Consider the following 17,298-nt stretch of genomic DNA (forward strand, 5'->3'; position numbering starts at 1 on the left):
CGAATTTACGCTTTTTTCGCTATTAAGCAGCGGCGGTTTGTTCGTTCAGGAAGCCTTCAACCATCGCGCCAAGGATCAGGGGTGTTTCATACATTGGCATATGACCTGCTTCGTCGATGGTTTTGATCTCAACTTTTGGATACCAGGCGCCAAAAGTTTCTTTGTAGTAGTCGGTTTGGAATCCGGGCAGATCCTGCTTTCCTGCGATGACCAGCAATGGGGTCTGGATCGAGGCTGCTTTTGCTTCTTCAGAGAAATCTTCACCAACCCACATGTTGTAGTAGCCTAGCATCGCATCTGCGGAAGAGGACGCAATGTTCGCTTCTGCAACTGCGGTACAGTACTTCATGGACAGGCGGCCGCCAGTCAGGCCCGCTGCAAGTTGCGAGGCAACTTCAGCGTTGTGGATAGAGCTTTGAAGGAAATCTTTGGTGTCTTCGTCTGCAGGGTAACCATTTGCCGTAACAGGCGTAATTGCAACAACGCTTTTCAGCCGCTTTTTACCGCTTGTCCAGTCGATCAGTGCTGCACGCTGAGAGATCATGCCGCTCATGGAGTGACCCATCAGGTGGAAACGGTCCCAGCCAAGGTGATCTGCAAGATTGAACGCGTCGGTTGCTGCTTCAGTTGAGGTGTATTCACCCTTGATGTCGATTGAGCCACCGTAGCCACGAAGATCAGCAAAAACAAAGGTATATGCATCTGTATCAAGGTACGGGGTGATGTTGTCCATGCTGTGTGAATTGTCGATCCAGCTGTGCAGCATCAGAACTTTTTCAGGCCCATTGCCAACGGTGTGGTGGGCCAGAGTGGGTGCAGTTGAATTTCCCATTAGGGTTGCTCCTATTGATTTGAGAGTTTGGAAAAATGTTCGCCTTTTGGGGGCGGAGTTTGTTGCGGCAGGCATTGTCTATTCCTGATTTTTAGGGGTCTGGGGCCTCAGGTTTACAGATGAGTGGTGGCTTTTCGCCCGCCATGACGCCGGTAACGACATCTAAAAGTCACCGGTTTTCATGGGGTTAAGACGACATATTAAAGTCGCCGATAGTGTTTAGTTCTTCGTTGGGTTCCATGTTGCTCCCTTAATGCATCTATCAGTAGATAGACAAGATGAGTAAATAGCGCTTGCTGGAAGCGCCGTCAACCTCTATCTATCGATAGGTGTAACAGGAAAATGCTGATGTCCCGAAAGAGCGCTCAGAACTACGAAGTGAAAATACTCGACACTGCAGAAACGATGATACGTTCTCGGGGTTACAACGGAGTCAGCTTCAGAGAAATCGCAGATGCGGTGGGCGTCAAAAGCTCGTCGGTTCATTACTATTATCCAACGAAAGGCGCCTTGGGTGTCGCCGTAGCCAGGCGCTACACAGAAAACTTCCTCAAGACGCTGGGAAATCCGGAAGACGCATCCAACGACGCAAACGAAGTTCTGGAAAAGGTACGCGAACTGGCGCGGTATTCACTTAAACAAGAAAAGCTGATGTGCTTATGTGGCATGCTTGGCGCTGAAGTGGCTGACCTGCCGTCAGAAGTTGCGGACCAGACCCGATCATTTTTTCTTTTGAACTCAGACTGGCTCGTGACTGCGCTTAGCAGAACAGACTGGGGCAGGGCGCAGACAGAGAAAACACTTAGAAAGGCTGCCTTAAAAACGCTTTCTACAATGGAAGGCGCGTTGATTGTTGCACGGTCTTTGGGTGACCCGGAAATCTTCGAAGAAATCGAAATGGACGAGCTTAGGGCCTGATCCGCACAGGTGTTGTGTGGACCTTTTCCAGTCGGATCAATTAGAACCAATTATTTTTGGTAAAGGTCGGGTTCGAGCGCAACGCAAACTGACGCTGCGCCGAAAAAAAACTTACCCGGACTTTGCCACATCATCGCCAAAACGTGAATGCAAACATCAATCCATGAATAAAGACTTAAGACAGCAAAAGCCGTTCAAGCGGCTGCCCTATTGGATCAGAGGTACTATTTATTTTTGGTTGCTACTTGGAGGTGGTCCGGTAGTTTACAAAACAATTGGCGTCGAGTATTTCATTGGCGTCCAGTACTTGCCGTCGCCTGATTGGGTTTCCCAAGCTCGCATTCCGGCAATTGTCTCCGGCTCCATTTCAGCGGTTTTGTTGTCTTGGGGAGTGGCCGTAGCCTTCAAGATCACTGACCACGGAACGGGGAAACTGAAGAAATTTGGAACAATGCTCCTTGTTCCTTCAATTGGGTTTATGATCGGAAGCTATGCTGTAACAGTGGGTGGACCGATGATTGGTGCCGTGATTGCTGGCGTTGAAATTGAAGCCCCATTCACCGTTGCCAAATCCAAGCGGTGGGTTGATCAAAAATGCCGAAACCCAATCAGGTTCGCAGGCTTGCCGTATATGTTCGACGAGTTCTGCGGTTCTTCCGAAGAATTCGGTCGTTCGCTTGAGATAGGCGGTCAGGTTTTTGTTATTGGAAGGGGTACGGAAACGGGTGTTTTTGTTAGGTCGATTCGTCTGATCGACTAGAAACTTGAGAGGTTAATCTTACAGACTTTTGTTCATCCGAAGACCCTATTGCTGAGATCCAAAGGTCACGTAGGTTCACGGTTATGGTGTGCAATCACTTCGCTCGACGATGGCCCCGGTTGATTGCCCAAGAAACCCTTTTCGAGCTTTTCCCAACTACCAAGGAACAAAATCAGGGTCGTAAAATCGCAGATAGTCTATCCACTCCTGCGGCATTTCAATTTCAAAGAACACCCCTGAGAGGATTGGCAAAATAAGAGCTGAAACAAATGCGCCTGCAACGATAATTCCAACGCCAACGCGGTCTGCCGCGATCTTGTTTCCGGCATCAAGCACCCGATACCGCACACCAACACCAATATGTGTAATCACGGCCCATACTCCGAAGAAGTAGTAAGGGATGAAGTAGTAGATGAACGGGGGGCCGGTCATGACCGAAGCAGGCCAGTAAAAGTTTGTATCAAGGTCAAAAATGACGCGTGCGAACCAAAGCGAATAAAGGTGCTGTGCCATGAATACAAAGAAAAAACCGCCAGACAGTACCTGTGCCCAAGGCCAAAACCCAACGGGTTTGCCGCGACGCAGGGATCTGACGAGTAGAATTGCTCCAACGATAAGCTGCGTCACGATCGAGACGATGAGAACTGTCTCGACAAGCAGGTTTCCGTAAATCAGCCTGAGTGCAGACTGGACTGAATTGTAGGTCGAAATCCCGAAAATGCCGCTCAGGTGTGTTGCGAGGTGCAAAACCAGAAAAACAATCAAGAAGACCGCATTGATTTTGTGTATTTTGCGAATGGTTATTTGGCGCGGTCGGGACGAAACACCTGTGTCATTGATCGTCAACTTAAAGTCTCCTTGAACCATTCCACAGCTTTTTCAAGCTGCGGTTTCGGGGTTTCCTGAAAGCCCATCATTTGAATGTCTCTTAACGACACTTTGGACAGCTCATTTCGCCAGGCTTGTTCCGCTTTCCACATGGATCGGGCGATGCCGCAGGGCAGGTTGTATATTGCGTCGGTTGATGCTGTTGGCCCGCGGCGCCGGATTTCGGTGCACTGAAAACATTGTTCATTTCCATCAATGGCAACAACGATATCGAGAAGTGAAATTTCGTCTGGTGATTTGGTTAGGCGATAGCCGCCACCTGGACCACGCCGCGACGTAACGATCTGTGACACCGACAATTGCTGCATTATCTTTGCGAGATAGGCTTCAGGCAAATCGAAATACTCGGCGATCTTTCGAGCAGGCAATGCCATACCTTCCGGCAGTGAGGCCATTAGCGAACAGCTGTGCACAGCCCATTCAACGCCTTCATTCAATCGCATTTGGAACTCCAGACCCTTGTAGGTAAAAGCGGATAATAAATATCCGAATATCAGGAAAACGGAGCGGAGCACAACTTAAAATAGCATCCTCACGAAAGAGTTATCTTCTATCGGCTTCGGGAATTTTCGACTTGTTTCTTTTTCGACGTAAAATATAAGTGAATTTGTTCGGTGGCGAATTTGCTGTCTATGTAAAATAATGGATGAACTGACTGACAACCAATTTTGACGTATAAAGAGCAAAGCGAATAGGCCGCAGATGAAACGGTCAGCTGAAATCGAAGGTGAACAGACAAGAGCACTTTAAAAATTATGAACCCGAAGTTTGAATGCGCTTGTCTGATCAACCCATATTGGTTATTCGGCTTCGTTTTTCATACACTGTGAATGTTGATTTTGTTTGTGATCTTGGCGAAAGCCTTTACCGTTCGGAAAAGAAAATCTGGGAGGATTAATATGAACCTACTTACAAAAACCATTATCGCGTCTGGCTTTGTCGCCGGTATGGCAATTGCTGCGCCGGCGTCGGCGCAAGACTGTCCGCGTGGCGACCTTGATGACCGTTACTGTGATGTCGATGGTGATCTGATTGCCGACACCCCAACTGACGAAAGCCAACTGCTTGATCCGGAAACGCTTGTTTTTGCCTATACTCCGGTTGAAGATCCAGCCGTTTACAAAGAAGCGTGGTCCGATTTTTTGACGCACCTTGAGGCCGTTACCGGAAAATCAGTGCAGTTCTTTCCTGTGCAGTCGAATGCCGCACAGATCGAAGCAATGCGGTCGGGTCGTTTACATATTGCCGGCTTCAATACAGGGTCAAACCCATTGGCTGTGAACTGCGCCGGTTTCCGGCCATTTACAATCATGGCCTCTGCCGATGGTGGTTTTGGCTATGAAATGGAGATCATCACGTATCCTGGATCTGGAATCGATAGTGTTGAAGATATCCGTGGTGGCCAGCTTGCCTTTACGTCGCCTACGTCTAATTCGGGTTTCAAAGCACCCTCGGCAATCCTGATGTCTGATTTTGATATGGTTTCTGAGCGCGACTTTGAACCCGTGTTCTCGGGCAAACATGACAACTCGATTCTGGGTGTCGCCAATCAGGACTACCCTGCTGCTTCTATCGCGAATTCGGTGATGAGCCGGATGATCGAGCGCGAAGTGATCACACCTGATCAGGTTGTTTCGATCTATAAGTCGCAAACGTTCCCAACCACAGGTTTTGGCGTTGTCTACAATCTTAAGCCGGAACTGCAGGAACAAATTCGCGAAGCGTTCTTCAGCTTTGAATGGGAAGGTTCCAGCCTGGAAGCAGAGTTTGAGAAATCAAACGAAGCGCAGTTCATTGAGATGACATATCAGGAATTCTGGGATGTTATCCGCAAAATAGACACCGCAAACAATGTTTCCTACGCTTGCGAATAAATAAATCTGAAGGCGGTCCGTCCGAAAAACGGACCGCACTTCCAAAAATAACCAACTTGGGGGTAGGGGCATGCTGCGGCTTGTAGAGCTGGATAAAACGTATCCAACGGGTGACAAAGCCCTGAAATCTGTTGATCTCGAAGTTCCGCAAGGGCAGGTGCTCGCACTGATCGGCCCTTCCGGCGCGGGTAAATCTACACTTATCCGGTGTATAAATCGGTTGGTTGAACCAACCTCCGGAAGCGTTTTTTTGGGCGACGTCGATTTGACTAAGCTCGGGTCGGGTGCGCTTCGGCGCGAACGCCGTCGGATGGGGATGATCTTTCAGGAATACGCGCTTGTTGAGCGGCTGACAGTTATGGAAAATGTGCTGTCCGGCAGGTTGGGCTATGTCGGGTTCTGGCGCAGCTTCACACGCCGCTTTCCGCAGTCTGATGTCGATGAAGCATTCCGTCTGCTTGATCGGGTTGGTTTGCTGGAAATGGCAGACAAACGGGCCGATGAATTGTCAGGCGGGCAACGTCAACGCGTTGGAATTTGTCGCGCGCTTATTCAGAACCCTGCGCTTTTGCTGGTCGATGAACCCACGGCGTCGCTTGACCCGAAAACAAGCCGCCAGATTATGCGCCTGATTTGCGAACTTTGCGCGGAACGCGACCTCGCCGCAATTATCAACATTCACGATGTGGCCTTGGCTCAGATGTTTGTCCAACGCGTCGTTGGCCTGAGATTCGGTGCAATTGAATTTGACGGGCCACCAGATGCGCTAACACCAGATGTATTGACACGCATCTACGGCGAAGAAGATTGGGAAGCGACGATCGAAAAAGTCGAAGATGAAGACGAAATGGTGACGGCATGAGCGCGGCACTACAGGCTCGTGTCGGACAGCGCTGGCGTAAGCCCGCTTTCATCAAACGCCCTTGGCTGCGGTACACTTTGCTTATTGGAACGTTTCTATATCTTGTCGCGGCGATAGCATCGATAGAAGTCAACTGGTCACGTGTTTATGAGGGGCTGGACCGCGGCGTTGCCTTTATCGCGTCATTCACCAATCCAGACTTCACCAGCCGCGCCACGGATATATGGGAAGGTATGATTGAAAGCCTGATCATGACAGTCGCGTCCTCGGTCGTCGGTATCCTGATCTCTATTCCTATCGGCCTTGGCGCGGCGCGCAATATCGCGCCTTTGCCAGTCTATGTGATTTGTCGCGGCATCGTCGCCGTAAGTCGGGCGTTACAGGAAATTATTGTCGCAATTCTGCTTGTTGCGATCTTTGGGTTTGGTCCGCTTGCCGGGTTCATGACGCTGTCTTTTGCAACAATCGGCTTTTTGTCAAAGCTGCTCGCTGAAGACATTGAATCGATGGATAAATCTCAGGCCGAGGCAATTCGGGCGACAGGCTCGCGCTGGATGCAATGGATCAACTATGGTGTGCAACCTCAGTTCATGCCGCGCCTGATTGGACTTTCCATGTACCGGCTCGACATCAACTTTCGTGAAAGCACGATCCTTGGGCTTGTTGGGGCCGGGGGTATAGGTGCTACGCTGAACACGGCGTTTGACCGGTACGAATTCGACACAGCCGCCGCCATCCTGATCCTTATTATCGGGACCGTCATGTTTCTTGAATATGTTTCCGGTCTTATCAGAGCGAGGGTTCAGTAATGCCTGTTAAAACTCTCTCTGATGGCCGCAAGGCCTGGCAACGGCGCGACTCTAAAAGCCAACTGACACGCTGGTTTTTCACATTGATAGGCGTGGCCATTTTTGTCTGGTGCTGGAACCGGATTTCAGAAGCAACCACATGGTTTTTTGTCTGGGACGCGCCCAGCATTGCAGGCGATATTCTTGCACGCGCAACCCCGCCGCGCTGGTCTTACATAGAAAAGCTATGGGTGCCCATCTGGGACACGCTGAATATCGCGACGCTCGGAACAATTGGCGCTTTGATCCTTGCGGTTCCCGTGGCCTTCATGGCTGCTCGCAATACGACTCCGTCAACGCTTTTCATACGCCCTATCGCACTGCTGATTATCGTTTCAACACGGTCAATCAACTCTTTGATTTGGGCACTTTTATTGATCGCTATCATTGGACCGGGGGTTTTTGCAGGTGTTGTTGCGATTGCCATCCGTTCTATCGGATTCTGCGCCAAGCTTCTCTATGAAGCGATTGAAGAGATAGACGTCGCTCAAACCGAAGCGATAGCGTCTACAGGTGCAAGCCGTTGGCAGGTGATGGCATTTGGAATTGTTCCGCAAATATTGCCCGCTTTCGCCGGGATTTCTGTTTTCCGGTGGGACATCAACATCCGCGAATCCACCGTATTAGGCCTTGTTGGGGCAGGCGGGATCGGGCTTCAGCTTTCGTCGTCTCTTAATGTTCTGGCATGGCCACAGGTCGCGCTGATCCTGATTGTTATTCTGATGGCAGTCGTGCTTGGTGAGTGGGTTTCAGCAAAAGTTCGAAGTGCCATTATCTGATGCGCGTCGATCCCGAGGTAGACAGCAAATGGGCGTTTGACGCCTATCAGCAGGTGCGGGAAAGGCTGCCACAAGCGGGCGGTGAAACCAGACCTATGATGGTGAATAGCCTGGCTGATCTTGCCGATCAGTTTGACGTGTTTCTGCTTGATGCTTACGGGGTTTTGAACATCGGTGAACAGGCGATTCCGGGGACATGCCGTCGTATCGCCGACCTGCAAGCGGCTAGCAAACGTGTCATGGTTGTCACCAATTCTGCTGGCTACCCGAAACGATTGCTCATGAAGCGATATGAACGCCTGGGTTACACATTTGCGGCTGAGGACATCGTTTCAAGCCGCGAAACGCTTTTAGCTGCGTTGCAAAATGAGGAACCGCGCCGCTGGGGACTTATGGCTGCAGCAGAATACGGCACGGAAGAGTTCGAAAAACTCGACATCACGTTTTTGAGGAATGATCCCAAAGACTACGACACTGCTGAAAGCTTCATTCTTCTTGGAACAGGAGACTGGACGGATGCACAACAATCGCTTCTTGAGAAATCGCTGCGTCAGAACCCGCGCCCGGTTTTCGTTGGAAACCCGGATATCGTGGCCCCAGTTGAAGGTGGGTTGTCAAAACAACCGGGTCATTATGCCCATTCGCTTGCCGATACCACAGGGTGCACACCCGCTTTCTTTGGGAAGCCTTTTGCGAATATCTATGAACTGGTATTTCGCCGTTTGCCGTCTGACATTAACCGGAACCGTGTGGTGATGGTGGGTGATACGCTGCACACCGATATTCTGGGTGGTCAGGTCGCAGGGGTCAAAACCGCACTTGTCACTGACTACGGGTCTTTGAAGGGGTTTGATATTGCCAGTGCTATTGCGACTTCTGGAATTTTCCCAGATTTCATTCTTCCGAGCCCCTGAAACGGAGCTTTGCGCAGCGGATCTTTTTGTATAACCTATCTAAACGAGGGTTTCGATAATTATGGGTAGCTCTGCAAAATCGTCAAAGACAGACGTATTGTATATCTTTTCAACAGGCGTTTTCCGGTAACCTTTACTGAAGAGAGCGAAACTTAAACCCGCCCGTTGCGCTGTTTCCGCGTCTACTTCGCTGTCGCCAACATAGATGCATGATGTGGTGCCAAGTTTTTGATAGGTATCGTGCAGCGGAGCAGGGTCTGGTTTGCGCTGTGGCAGACTGTCACCTCCTACGACGGCACCAAAAAACTCATCCAACCCAAAGGCAGAAAGAATCTTGCGTGCTGCTTCTTCGGGTTTGTTGGTGCAGATACCCAAAGGATGCCCGCGCTGCTTGAGTGCCAACAGGGCGTTCTGAACATTGGGATATAGTCGCGTTAGCGTAGCGGGATTGGCATCGTAAAACTCTAACATCATCTGAGTGAGTTCCGCGTGCCGGTATTCGGGTATGGCTCTTTTTTGCATGGCACGTTCCACGAGTTTCGGAACACCGTTTCCGATGAACGAAACAACAGTTGGCAGATCAAAAGGGTCTGTCGCGACGTCACGCATCACATTGTTAATAGCTGCCTGAATATCAGGGGCACTGTCGATTAATGTGCCATCAAGATCGAATACAATTGCTGTCTTCATTTTCAATACCTTAGAGCATGAACACGAGAGTATAGATCAGCCATTTCTGACGACAATCAAATAGAGACCTGAAACCCGCTAAAGGCGTTTCAGGCAGGCCATTCTTAATATCGCCAGCACATTTTCTATTCGGAAATCTGAAGGTATTCGTGTTGGCCCAGTACTGACATCTCGCATGTCAACTCGACGTATGTCTAGAAAATGTCAGCGTTTCGGCTAAAAATGAGTAATCTTGACGCAAAGTACTAAACCCAACTCGCGTTTTCGCGATTCGAATTTTGCATTCGAAGCAAGTGGTTGGCTTACTAGGGAGAAAATATTTGGAGAACATCGCTTTCACAACAGAGATGGGTGTCGTTGTTGCGACACTCGTATTTACAATTTTCCTGTTTGTGTCAGAGGTTATCCGTATAGATTTGGCCGCAATACTCATCCTCGTTTTGATCGGAATTCTCAGTTATATTCCGGGGCTGGAACGTCTTGCCGATGTAAATCACCTCTTTGATGGCTTTGCCTCGAACGCTGTGATCTCGATTATTGCTGTCATGATTGTCGGTGCAGGTTTGGACAAAACCGGCATCATGAACAAAGTCGCTGGCGTGATCCTCAAACGAGGTGGCAGCACAGAAAAGCGCATATTGCCAATTGTTTCGGGAACAGTCGGTATAATTTCAAGCTTTCTTCAGAATGTTGGCGCTGCAGCTCTGTTTCTACCTGTGGTCAGCCGGATTTCGGCGCGATCAGGAATTCCGCTTAGCCGTCTGCTCATGCCAATGGGGTTTTGCGCGATCCTGGGCGGTACGATGACGATGGTTGGCTCTTCGCCACTTATTCTTTTGAATGACCTGATCGTAACGGCCAACAAAGGATTAAGCGCTGATCTTCAGATGGAGCAATTCGGTCTGTTTTCGGTCACGCCAATTGGTTTTATGCTTATCGTGACAGGCATACTTTATTTTCTGCTGCTAGGGCGTTGGGTTCTACCAGGTGAAAGTAGCAAAGTTGACGCATCTGCGGGGCAGGGAACATCAGAATACCTGAAACGTGTTTACGGGCTTAAGGCCAGCGTTTTTGAGGTGGATGTACCAGCGAACAGCCCCTTGGTCGGGCAAATTCTGGCGGACATAAACCTTGAAAATAATCTCTATATCATCAGTACTTTTTACCGTGGAAAAGTGTCGATGGTACAAGTTCTGACCGCAGAAATTGAAGCCCCCTGCAGGTTGGCCATTATTGGCAAACAAGAAATTGTGGAAAAATTTGCGACGAAGTATCGACTGCGTATACGTCCAAACCTTGATGTGTTTTCCGAAGAATTTGCAGCGACAAATGCGGGTATTGCAGAAGTTGTTATCCCGCCAGATTCCAAGCTTATCGGAAAGTCACCCCGTGATTTGCTGCTCAGAAAAACCTATGGGCTTAGCCTGTTGGCGATTCACAGGGGCGAAGAAACGCTTTCACATGTCGAGACCGAAGATCACACACCAACGGCGATTGGTCTGGTCAAGTTTATGCCGGGCGATATGTTGGTTGCGCATACAAAATGGGAGAACCTGACGCGCGTAAAAAGGGACCGCGATTTTGTGGTGGTGACGTCCGATTTTCCGCAAGAAGAACATCATCCTGAAAAGGTTGGTTGGGCGCTTACCTTCTTTCTGGTTTCCCTGACGATGATATTGTTCACCGACGTTCGGCTTTCACTTTGCCTTCTCACAGGGGCGGTGGGCATGTTGTTGACCAAAGTTCTGAGTATTGACGAAGCATACAAATCAGTCGGCTGGAATACTGTTTTTCTTTTGGCGTGCCTCATCCCGCTGGGTCAGGCGGTACAATCAACGGGGACCGCAGAATGGATAGCGCAGCAAATTCTGCATATTCTTGATGGCTGGCCTATTTGGGCGCTTCAGGCTGGGGTTGCCATTCTGGCCACAGCATTTTCATTGGTCATGTCGAATGTAGGTGCAACTGTTCTTCTGGTGCCACTTGCCGTATCAATCGCTGTTTCTGCAGGTGGAAACCCTGCTGTTTTTGCACTCACGGTTGCGATTTCGACTTCAAACTCATTTATCATTCCGACCCATCAGGTGAACGCATTGATCATGGGGCCAGCGGGATACAAGGTTATCGATTTCGTAAAGAGCGGCGGCATCATGACCATCCTGTTTATGGTGGTCTCGCTCACCATGCTTAATCTGGTTTTTTAAGGTGTCGCAACTGTTTTGGATTTGCCGTTGCGGCGCTGCGCAACGATGACACCTGTTGCCAGCACGGCAGCCCCGATCGCCTGTTGCCAGTTCCAGTCACGCCCCATCGCAAGAAGGATAAGCATCACATAAAAAGGGGCTGCATTCAGGTGGAAGGAGGCAACGCCAATGCCAAGGCCGCCAACGCCCCTGATCCAGAGCACCTGAGAGATTGCAAGCGCTACGCAGGAATAGACGATCATCAATCCCACGCTCTTGGTGTCGATAACTGGGATATTTGTTCCTGGCGTCTCAAAAAATACGCCAACGCAGTAGGCTGCAATGCAAAAGCCCATCATCCCGATACTTGTGACCGTGGTCATTCCAAGAGAGGACAGTCCCGGCAGGTTTTTCACTGTCGCGCGTGACCCCCACGCAAACAATGCTGAGGCCAGCAACCCGATCACGGCACCTAAGCCGAACCCGGCGTCGCTTAGATTAATGCCCGTTGCAATAAACCCACCCGCAAGCACCAGAACGACCCCTGAAACAAACCAGAAGGTTAACCTGCGCCCGTCGAGCACCACCTCAAGTGCGACACCTGACACCGGCATTGTGGCCGCTGCCAGCGCCGTTACAACAGGGTCTGTTAAGGACTGGGTAAACACCAAAAGGGTTGAACCAGACCCAAACCCCAACGCGCCAATCCAGATCCCTCTCAACCATGGGGCTTTTCTTGCGGCGCGAATCCCCTCGAACGACAACCAGACCAGCAAGATCAGGATCGCGCCAAGCGCGTTGCGCACCGCAATAAGGGACAGCGCTCCCCAGCTTTGCAGCAGAATTTCGGCTGCGGGAAAACCAAGCGAAAAGAAAGCGACTGCGGCTACACAGGTCACATTGCCTTTTAAGACATCAGCATTTTGCTGCGCCGTTTGTGTTAGAGACAGGTCAGTCACGCAGTCAGCCAAACGATTGTTGTTCTTTTAAATACGCTTATGCGAAACCTGGTTCATGCCCCGCAGCGACATATGCGTCGTATTCGGGGTTTGGCGTGACTATCGCAGCTGCGGCTAGGGCGTAGGTGTCTTCGTGTTGCCAATGTCCCAAAACAACCCGGCCATGATCTGCAATGCTTCGCGGCAAATGTCTTTGCGAACATGTTCGTCAGGAGCGTGTTGCGAGCAACCCCTGTACGAATGAGGGACCCATATCGTCGGCAAACCCAGGATGTCTGTGAAGCAGTCATTCGGCAGCGAGCCCGCCAGATTTGGCAGAACATGCACGTTCTTGCTCGTTGTTTCGCTTAGCGATTTTTCGGTGAACATGACCCATGGGTGGTCCGGCTCAAGGCGTGTTGCTCTAAACAAGCCATCATCATGGGGTTTTATTTTCACCATTTCATATCCGTGCAAATCGAGATGGCGGCGGAGGGCCGGTAAAATCTCTGACGGGTCGGTTCCCACGACATAACGCAATTGGCAGGTTGCGCGGGCGCTCGGTGAAATGGCGTTTACCGGGGCGTCGGGAACTCCGCTTGTCATTGCCAGCACTGCGAAGGAGTTCCACCCAAAAGCACGTTCTGCGGGCGACAGGCTCGCTTCTCCCCATTCGGTGTCAATTTTAGGTTCGCCGCTGTTTTGAGTATCGTCAACCGGCAGGTCTTTTAGCGCAGCGCGAACCTTTTCCGTTAGACTGTCCGGGCGCCATTCCGGCACCTTTATTTGTCCGCGACGGTCACAGATTGTTGTCAGCGCATGCGCCAGTATCATCGCGGGGTCGGCAAGCAACCCGCCCCAATTGCCGGAGTGATGCGCACCGTCGCGCAGTTTAACGACCAGATCAAACCCCAACCCGCCACGTGAGCCCAGAAAAATCGTTGGGGTTTCAGGTTGCAATCGCGGACCGTCGGACGCAATCAGAACATCTGCTTTGAGCCGCTCCTTTTCGGCCTCAAAAAAGGCGGCTAGCCCAGCGGAACCTGTTTCTTCGGAGGTTTCGATCACGACTTTAGCGTTGAACCCCAGTGACCCTTGCTCGGCTAGAATGCTTTCGATCGCGATGATGTTGATCAGATGCTGGCCTTTATTGTCGGCCGTACCGCGGCCGTAGTATCGCCCGTTCTCTTCAATCAATTTGAATGGCTGCAATCCATCGCTCCACTGGCTGGTTTGTGCACGGATCACATCAGCGTGCCCGTAGGTCAAAACTGTCGGCAGCTTCACATTCTCGATGCGTTCCCCAACCAAAAATGGCCCGCCTTGCGGGTCGTCATTGTTAAAGATTTTGCATGTGAAACCTGACGCGTTGAGCCGAGGTTGTAATGCTTCGGAGAGATAGCGCAGCAACTCTGGCTTTTTCCCGGGTTCCTGGCTTTCGGTTTCAAAAGCAACAAGCGCGCCCAGATCAGATTTGAACTGACCTTCATCAAAATAGCGCGTGGCGAGCGCGATGGCATTTTCGCGGTGATTGATCGCGTTTGATGTCATTTCACCTCGATTGTCGCCTGGCGTCTTTATTTAAAATATTGAAACTATTCAAACTTCCGGAATCTAACACATTAGTTCTGAAACCTGTAGCGCCATGGAGCTAAAGAATATCCGACGAATGGTAAGGCGTCTGCCGTCAAACACATTGCCTTCGTCCATTGGTGGTAATCCGTAAACCATGTAGATAGAGGCATCATCAGAATAGACGTTGTGGCCAACTGCTGAATTTATTAACTCAGCGCCGTATGTTTGTCTGTCGTTGCTCCACGTCAGCGTGTTTTCTCTTAGCTCAACGCTGATGACACCCCGGTGTAACAAGCTCGCCTCGCTCCATTCGCCACAGGAATAAGTTTCGGCAGAAGCCGTAGCCGAAAAAATACACAGCGTGATGGTCGCGGAAATTTGTTGTAAACAAGATGTTGGGCGCATTGGGGCATCTCCTCCACATCAAACACTACTCATTCATAAATCGGAGGCAAGGATAGTGTTACAGAGTGTACGCAATTCTTTGAGAAGCTCAGATATTAACAATCTATTAACGCCTTTTTGTTTTTGTTCTGTATTCCGAACCCCAACTCTTTCAGACAACCTGTTAGAATGGCTAACCCTTTGCCAGTAAGCTGAATTTGGACTTGCGTCCCGCAATCTGAAATTTGTAATCGTGAGGGGCTTGCAATTTTGTAGATTGTCGACAATTCTGCGGCGACTCTGGGGGTTCAATGATCAAGCCATTCTTTTCTAATGGAACTATGTGCTATTTAGACAGGTCAACCAAGACCGGACACATAGAATTTGGCGGGTGGAACCAGACCTTTATCAAGCGCTGTTATTTTCGGTTATGCCTATGAGTATGGATTTGCCTCCGCTCAGCGAAGAGACACGACGCAGTCAGATCGTACGTAGCTTGCGCAGATTAATCGTGAGCGGAAGTGTCGAGGAAGGACAGCGTTTAACGGAACAGGATTTGGCGGATCGCCTGGGTGTAAGCCGCGCGCCACTGCGCGAGGCGATGCAAGAACTTGTCGACAGCGGGTTGCTTATTAGCCGACCCTATAAAGGGATCAGCGTTCGGACGTTCACAATTCAGGATATCAAAGAGCTTTACTCGATGCGCTTTGTCCTTGAAAAATTTGCTTTTCGCGAATGCTGGGATAAACGAACTGCTGGCGCGCGTGACGACCTTCGACAACGTAACGAATGGTTGCTCGATTGTCATACCAAGGAAAATGACCCGCTCGTCGGGATAGAGCTTGAGCTTTGCATTCACAGTTGGTGCTATGAAGTGAGTAGTAACAGATTGCTGCAACAATTCTGGCACAAAATGCTGCCGAATATTCAGCTCTATTTTGCCTTGAACGAACGCGCGCATCAGCCGGGTGGGTTAACGCACAATCCGCACGATGCCTATGTGGCTTTGGCGCTTGGTGATGATCTTGATGCAATGATTGATCATCTTGATGCGCATTTGCGACAGGGGTTAGAGCGTACGCTCAAGTTCATAGATTCTGGCAGCAAAGGAGGTGGCCCGGAAACGTAAGTGTCTGAGACGGGGTCAGCTTAAAGTTCAGAATTCAACTGAAAACCCAAAAATACCAAACCAAGGGAGACTACTATGAAAATAACATCGTTTCTAGCAACAGGGGCGACCCTTCTTGTGCTGATGGCGGGAAGCGCATCAGCCAAGACACTGGTCTACTGTTCGGAAGGCTCACCAGAAGGGTTCGACCCGGCGCTTTACACCTCGGGCACTACTTTTGATGCTGCTTCGCACCCGATCTACAACCGCCTGGTCGAGTTTGAAACCGGCACAACCAATGTCATTGCTGGCCTTGCTGAAAGCTGGGAAGCGTCGGATGACGGGCTTGAGTACACATTCACCCTGCGTCAGGGCGTAAAATTCCATTCTAACGATGGTTTCACGCCAAGCCGCGATTTCAACGCTGACGACGTTATCTTCAGCTTTGAGCGTCAACGCCTGGATGATCACCCTTACCACAGCGTTTCTGGCGGTACCTGGGAATATTTCGACGGTATGTCGATGCCTGACCTGATTAAATCGATTGAGAAGGTCGACGAAAATACTGTCAAATTTGTACTGAACCGCCCGGAAGCCCCGTTCATTGCGAACCTGGCAATGGACTTTGCGTCGATCCTGTCGGCTGAATACGGTCAGGCAATGTCGGATGCTGGAACACCAGAGATGCTAAATCAAGCACCTGTTGGTACTGGTCCGTTCAGTTTTGTTGCTTACCAGAAAGATGCGGTGATCCGCTACGCTGCGAACCAGGACTACTGGAAAGCACCTTCAACGCTCGACAACCTGATTTTCGCAATTACACCTGACGCATCAGTGCGTTACCAGAAACTTCTGGCAGGCGAATGTCATGTAATGCCGTATCCGAACCCAGCTGACATTGAGGCTATGAAAGCCGATGAAAATGTCAACGTCCTGGAGCAGGAAGGTCTGAACGTTGGCTACCTCGCCTATAACACTACTGTTGCGCCTTTCGATAATCCAAATGTGCGTCGTGCGCTAAATATGGCAATCGACAAACAGGCGATTATTGACGTGGTATTCCAGGGGTCTGGCCAAATTGCGAAAAACCCGATCCCACCAACCATGTGGGGTTACAACGATGCGATCGAGGATGATGCATATGATCCCGATGCAGCCCGTGCAATGCTGGAAGCCGAAGGTGTTTCAGATCTCAGCATGAAAATCTGGGCAATGCCTGTCCAGCGCCCGTACAACCCCAATGCTCGCCGTATGGCAGAGCTGATGCAGGAAGATTTTGCAAAGGTTGGCGTAACGGTTGAGGTCGTTTCTTATGAATGGGGTGAATATTTGTCCCGCTCAAAAGAACTGGACCGCGATGGTGCCGTGCTGCTGGGTTGGACCGGTGACAATGGTGATCCCGACAACTTCCTTGCTGTTCTTCTGGGATGTGACGGACAAGAAGCTTCGAACCGGGCACAATGGTGTCACGAGCCTTTCGACAACCTGATTCAACAAGCCAAAACAGTGACGGATCAGGCAGAGCGTACGCGTCTATATGAAGAAGCACAGGTTGTCTTCAAAGAGCAAGCACCTTGGGCCACAATCGCACACTCGGTTGTTTACATGCCGATGCGGCCAGAGGTCGAAAACTACATCGTTCACCCGCTCGGTGGACACATCTTCTATGGTGTTGATCTGGCCGAGTAAGGCTGGCTTTTCCGGGGCCTTCGTGGCCCCGGATTTTTTATTCGGAGCGAAATTTC

17 protein-coding genes are annotated in these 17,298 nt (G+C 50.3%); 10 read left to right on the forward strand and 7 right to left on the reverse strand.

Features of this window, described 5'->3' with window-relative positions; all coding sequences use genetic code 11:
* Positions 1–22: 22 nt before the first annotated feature.
* Positions 23–832, reverse strand: coding sequence for an alpha/beta fold hydrolase (locus J4E70_RS14455; RefSeq protein WP_213890355.1), 810 nt, complete (start codon positions 830–832; stop codon positions 23–25).
* Positions 833–1,180: 348 nt separating this feature from the next.
* On the opposite strand from J4E70_RS14455, the gene J4E70_RS14460 reads away from it, so the two are divergent.
* On the forward strand, positions 1,181–1,750 hold the full coding sequence (locus J4E70_RS14460; protein WP_213890356.1) for a TetR/AcrR family transcriptional regulator: 570 nt from the start codon (positions 1,181–1,183) through the stop codon (positions 1,748–1,750).
* A 163-nt stretch (positions 1,751–1,913) separates the two neighbouring features.
* Positions 1,914–2,510, forward strand: a complete 597-nt coding sequence (locus J4E70_RS14465) for a hypothetical protein (protein ID WP_213890357.1) — start codon at positions 1,914–1,916, stop codon at positions 2,508–2,510.
* 156 nt (positions 2,511–2,666) lie between these two features.
* Here the strand turns inward: J4E70_RS14465 and J4E70_RS14470 are convergent, their stop codons facing one another.
* A complete protein-coding gene (locus J4E70_RS14470; protein ID WP_213890358.1) occupies positions 2,667–3,356 on the reverse strand; it encodes a succinate dehydrogenase/fumarate reductase transmembrane subunit in 690 nt (229 codons plus the stop codon).
* Positions 3,353–3,841, reverse strand: coding sequence for an RrF2 family transcriptional regulator (locus J4E70_RS14475; protein ID WP_213890359.1), 489 nt, complete (start codon positions 3,839–3,841; stop codon positions 3,353–3,355). Before J4E70_RS14475 ends, J4E70_RS14470 begins: the two co-directional genes overlap by 4 nt.
* Positions 3,842–4,345: 504 nt before the next feature.
* Here J4E70_RS14475 and phnD point away from each other — a divergent pair.
* From phnD to J4E70_RS14500, 5 genes are all read left to right on the forward strand, one after another.
* Positions 4,346–5,272, forward strand: a complete 927-nt coding sequence (phnD, locus tag J4E70_RS14480; RefSeq protein WP_377609344.1) for a phosphate/phosphite/phosphonate ABC transporter substrate-binding protein — start codon at positions 4,346–4,348, stop codon at positions 5,270–5,272.
* A 70-nt stretch (positions 5,273–5,342) separates the two neighbouring features.
* Positions 5,343–6,134 carry a phosphonate ABC transporter ATP-binding protein gene (phnC, locus tag J4E70_RS14485; RefSeq protein ID WP_213890361.1) on the forward strand — a complete coding sequence of 264 codons (792 nt, stop codon included), beginning with the start codon at positions 5,343–5,345 and terminating at the stop codon, positions 6,132–6,134.
* Complete coding sequence (gene phnE / locus J4E70_RS14490; protein ID WP_213890362.1) at positions 6,131–6,943, forward strand: phosphonate ABC transporter, permease protein PhnE; 813 nt, start codon at positions 6,131–6,133, stop codon at positions 6,941–6,943. Before phnC ends, phnE (J4E70_RS14490) begins: the two co-directional genes overlap by 4 nt.
* Positions 6,943–7,761, forward strand: a complete 819-nt coding sequence (phnE, locus tag J4E70_RS14495; RefSeq protein ID WP_213890363.1) for a phosphonate ABC transporter, permease protein PhnE — start codon at positions 6,943–6,945, stop codon at positions 7,759–7,761. The genes phnE (J4E70_RS14490) and phnE (J4E70_RS14495) overlap by 1 nt, the downstream gene beginning before the upstream one ends.
* A complete protein-coding gene (locus tag J4E70_RS14500; RefSeq protein WP_213890364.1) occupies positions 7,761–8,675 on the forward strand; it encodes an HAD-IIA family hydrolase in 915 nt (304 codons plus the stop codon). Before phnE (J4E70_RS14495) ends, J4E70_RS14500 begins: the two co-directional genes overlap by 1 nt.
* Positions 8,676–8,714: 39 nt before the next feature.
* Here the strand turns inward: J4E70_RS14500 and gph are convergent, their stop codons facing one another.
* Positions 8,715–9,365, reverse strand: a complete 651-nt coding sequence (gene gph, locus J4E70_RS14505) for a phosphoglycolate phosphatase (RefSeq protein WP_213890365.1) — start codon at positions 9,363–9,365, stop codon at positions 8,715–8,717.
* Between the two features lie 347 nt (positions 9,366–9,712).
* On the opposite strand from gph, the gene J4E70_RS14510 reads away from it, so the two are divergent.
* Entirely contained in the window at positions 9,713–11,569 is a 1,857-nt protein-coding gene (locus J4E70_RS14510) for an SLC13 family permease (RefSeq protein WP_213890427.1), read from the forward strand.
* On the opposite strand, the gene J4E70_RS14515 is transcribed toward J4E70_RS14510, so the two are convergent.
* The 3 genes from J4E70_RS14515 to J4E70_RS14525 form a co-directional block, all read right to left on the reverse strand.
* A complete protein-coding gene (locus tag J4E70_RS14515) occupies positions 11,566–12,507 on the reverse strand; it encodes a DMT family transporter (RefSeq protein WP_213890366.1) in 942 nt (313 codons plus the stop codon). The genes J4E70_RS14510 and J4E70_RS14515 overlap by 4 nt on opposite strands.
* A gap of 114 nt (positions 12,508–12,621) precedes the next feature.
* Complete coding sequence (locus J4E70_RS14520; protein WP_213890367.1) at positions 12,622–14,037, reverse strand: M20 family metallopeptidase; 1,416 nt, start codon at positions 14,035–14,037, stop codon at positions 12,622–12,624.
* A 63-nt stretch (positions 14,038–14,100) separates the two neighbouring features.
* The gene (locus J4E70_RS14525) at positions 14,101–14,466 is read right to left on the reverse strand and encodes a hypothetical protein (protein WP_213890368.1); all 366 of its coding nucleotides are present in this window, start codon (positions 14,464–14,466) and stop codon (positions 14,101–14,103) included.
* Positions 14,467–14,881: 415 nt separating this feature from the next.
* On the opposite strand from J4E70_RS14525, the gene J4E70_RS14530 reads away from it, so the two are divergent.
* Together J4E70_RS14530 and J4E70_RS14535 are read left to right on the forward strand one after the other, a co-directional pair.
* Positions 14,882–15,574, forward strand: coding sequence for a GntR family transcriptional regulator (locus J4E70_RS14530; protein WP_213890369.1), 693 nt, complete (start codon positions 14,882–14,884; stop codon positions 15,572–15,574).
* A gap of 75 nt (positions 15,575–15,649) precedes the next feature.
* Positions 15,650–17,242, forward strand: a complete 1,593-nt coding sequence (locus J4E70_RS14535; RefSeq protein ID WP_213890370.1) for an ABC transporter substrate-binding protein — start codon at positions 15,650–15,652, stop codon at positions 17,240–17,242.
* The last annotated feature ends 56 nt before the right edge of the window (positions 17,243–17,298 follow it).

Source organism: Pseudohalocynthiibacter aestuariivivens, assembly GCF_018457175.1.
Classification (GTDB): Bacteria; Pseudomonadota; Alphaproteobacteria; order Rhodobacterales; family Rhodobacteraceae; genus Pseudohalocynthiibacter; species Pseudohalocynthiibacter aestuariivivens.